Origin of the sequence: Micromonospora sp. M51 (assembly GCF_018070305.1) — a bacterium.
GTDB lineage: Bacteria > Actinomycetota > Actinomycetes > Mycobacteriales > Micromonosporaceae > Micromonospora > Micromonospora parva.
This window is the reverse complement of the sequence record NZ_JAGPXZ010000705.1, coordinates 1-3,147: the sequence shown is the minus strand read 5'-3', so window position 1 is coordinate 3,147 and position 3,147 is coordinate 1. Positions and strand designations below refer to the sequence as shown.

Below are 3,147 nucleotides of genomic sequence, written 5' to 3'. Positions count from 1 at the left end.
CGGGGGCGGGGCCACGGGGGAGGACCCCGGATCGGTCTCCGCCGCGCCGGCCGGCGCCGCGACCGGTAGCCCGGCGACGCTCGGCACGTCGTACTCCGGTGGTCAGGTGACCACGACGGAGTCCGCGCCGTCCCGGCCGCTGGAGACCGGCGGCGTCCCGGGGCCCCGGGTGGTGATCGACCACGTGCAGGTCAGCACCTTCGGCCTGGACGCGAACGTCGAGGTCCGGCTGCTGGCCGGGGCCGACAGCGCCTCCGGGTACGCCACCGGGCCGGCGGTGGACGGCTACGTGCTGCGGCTCTGCGCGGTGGCGGCGGCCGCCGCCGTGGACGAGTTGCTGCGCGGCGCAGACAACGCCGAGCGGGGGCGCAGCTACGTCGAACACGCGGCGGTGGTGCCGTTCGGCAACTGCGAGGTGGCCACCGTGGTGGCGTTGCTGGTCTGTGAGGGCTGGGTCGAGCAGCTCGCCGGGTCGGCCCTGGTCGCCGGTGATCCCCGTCAGGCGGTGGTCCGGGCGACGTTGGCGGCGGTCAACCGTCGGCTGGAGGCGCTGCTGTCCTGAGTGGTCCGGGGCAGACTGGAGCAATGAGACGCGCCACCCTCTGGCCGGACCACCTGCTCCCCGACGACCGCGTCCCGCCGCCGTGGCCGGGCCGGGAAGTCCGGCTCGACGGCCGGGTCACGTACGTGCGGGACACCCCGGCCACCGCCGCTGGCGCGCAGCCGGCGCTGTACGTGCACGGGCTGGGCGGGTCGTCGCAGAACTGGACGGACCTGGCCGGGCCGGGCAGTTGGGTCGACAGCGGCAGGTTGCGGCTTCAGCAGGTGCCCGGGGCTGCGCCTCGTGACTTCACCGTCTACCTGGCGACCGCCCGGACCGCGGGGCGGATGTGCGCACAGGGTGGGGTGGACATCCGGATCAACGGCCGGCCGTACACGTCCTGTCGGGCACCGGGCAAGGTGATCATCAACCTGGATCGGTGGCGGTTGTCGGTGCCGCACTTCGTCTCGGCCGGTGTGCCGCTGGCGGTCTACCGCACGTACGTGGTCAACCACGAGGTGGGCCACCAGCTCGGGCATCGGCACGAGCGGTGCCCCGGTGCGGGTCGGGCGGCGCCGGTGATGATGCAGCAGACGCTCTTCCTCAACGGGTGCCGGGCCAACCCGTGGCCGTATCTCAACGGGCGTCGGCACGCCGGCCCGGCGCTCTGAGGCGATCGGTCCGACTCGCCAATATCAGTCTCGATCGGGCATCTTGCGGCAATAGCGATAAAAATGGTAAAACGCCCGAATAATCTGGCAGGCTCGACGGTATGACGCCGTCGTCCCCTTACGGCCCGGCCCGGCCGCCCGATCACCGGTCGGCGCGGCGGGATGCGCGTCCCACGTCCGTTCGGATGCGCCGACGGCGTCGCCGCAGCATGCTGCTCGGCCTGCTCGTGCTCGCCGCGGCCATCGGCGTGACGGTGAGCCGGGGCGGCGAGCCGGCAGTCGAGCCGCCGGCCGCCACCCAGGGCGGAATGGGTCACGGCGGTGGGGTGGCCGCGCACCCGGCGCCCACCAGCTACCCGTCGGTCGGAGCGGGACGCTTCACCGCCGCCGACGGCGAGACCCCCGTGCACGGCACTGACGGTCCGCTGCGCCGCTACCGGGTCGTCGTCGAACGCGACGCCGGCCAGGACCCCGACGTCTTCGCCGCAACTGTCGACGAGGTGCTGGCCGACCCGCGCAGTTGGATCGCCTCCGACGAGCTGCGGGTGCAACGGGTGGCCGACCCGGAGGACGCCGACTTCACCATCTACCTGGCCACCCCGGTCACCTCCGAGCGGATGTGCGCGGAGGGCGGGTTGACCACCGAGCGCTACACCTCCTGTCGCCTGCCCGGTCAGGTCATCATCAACCTGGCCCGTTGGATGGAGGCGGTCCCCGACTACGGCGCCTCCCTGGACACCTACCGGACCTACGTCATCAACCACGAGGTGGGTCACGAGTTCGGCGAGGACCACGAGGCGTGCCCCGGCCCGGGGGAGCCCGCTCCGGTGATGCAACAGCAGACGTACGGCCTGGAAGGCTGCGTCGCCAACGCCTGGCCCTACCTCGACGGCCGTCGCTACGCGGGGGACATCGTCCCCTGATCGACGGGCTCGTCGGTTATTCCCGCTCCCGCATAGCGGACCACGTGTCGTCAGTCATGGCCGAGCGGGGCTCCCGCGAGCAACAATGGCGCGGTTCACACCGCCGATCCCGGGGAGTCCACCGTGTCGTTGCCCCCGCTCGTCGAGCCCGCCGCCGAGCTGACCGTAGACGAGATCCGCCGCTACTCACGTCACTTGATCATCCCGGATGTCGGGGTGACCGGGCAGAAGCGGCTGAAGAACGCCAGGGTGCTCTGTGTCGGCGCCGGTGGCCTCGGGTCGCCCGCCCTGTTGTACCTCGCCGCGGCCGGGGTCGGCACGCTCGGGATCATCGACTTCGACACCGTCGACGAGTCGAACCTCCAGCGCCAGGTCATCCACGGGGTGTCCGACATCGGCCGGTCCAAGGCCGAGTCCGCCGCCGCGTCGATCCGCGAGATCAACCCCCTGGTCAACGTGGAGATCCACAACACCGCGCTGGACCGGGAGAACGTCCGCGAGATCTTCGCCCAGTACGACCTGATCGTGGACGGCACCGACAACTTCGCCACCCGCTACATGGTGAACGACGCGGCGGTGCTGCTCGGCAAGCCGTACGTCTGGGGCTCGATCTACCGCTTCGACGGCCAGGCGTCGGTGTTCTGGGCCGAGCACGGCCCCTGCTACCGCTGCCTCTACCCGGAGCCGCCGCCGCCCGGCATGGTCCCCTCCTGCGCCGAGGGCGGCGTGCTGGGGGTGCTCTGCGCGTCGATCGGCTCGATCCAGGTGAACGAGGCGATCAAGCTGCTCACCGGCATCGGTGAGCCGCTGGTCGGCCGCCTGATGGTCTACGACGCCCTGGAGATGGAATACCGCAAGATCAAGGTTCGTAAGGACCCGAACTGCGTGCTCTGCGGCGAGAACCCCACCGTCACCGACCTGCTGGAAGACTACGAGGACTTCTGCGGCGCGGTCTCCGAGGAGGCCCAGGAGGCGACGCTCGACGCGACCATCACCGCGCTGGAGCTCAAGG

Annotated in this window: 1 protein-coding gene and 4 pseudogenes; all 5 read left to right on the top strand. The window is 71.3% G+C overall.

Going from position 1 to position 3,147, the window contains the following annotated elements:
- Window positions 1-562, top strand: a pseudogene (locus tag KBX53_RS27420) (hypothetical protein); the annotation flags it as partial.
- Between the two features lie 23 nt (window positions 563-585).
- Window positions 586-783: pseudogene (locus KBX53_RS37200) on the top strand (alpha/beta hydrolase); the annotation flags it as partial.
- Window positions 775-1,212, top strand: a pseudogene (locus KBX53_RS27410) (DUF3152 domain-containing protein); the annotation flags it as partial. The pseudogenes KBX53_RS37200 and KBX53_RS27410, both read left to right, overlap by 9 nt.
- 185 nt (window positions 1,213-1,397) lie before the next feature.
- On the top strand, window positions 1,398-2,135 hold the full coding sequence (locus KBX53_RS27405) for a DUF3152 domain-containing protein (RefSeq protein ID WP_245233561.1): 738 nt from the start codon (window positions 1,398-1,400) through the stop codon (window positions 2,133-2,135).
- Window positions 2,136-2,191: 56 nt separating this feature from the next.
- Window positions 2,192-3,147: pseudogene (gene moeB, locus KBX53_RS27400) on the top strand (molybdopterin-synthase adenylyltransferase MoeB); the annotation flags it as partial.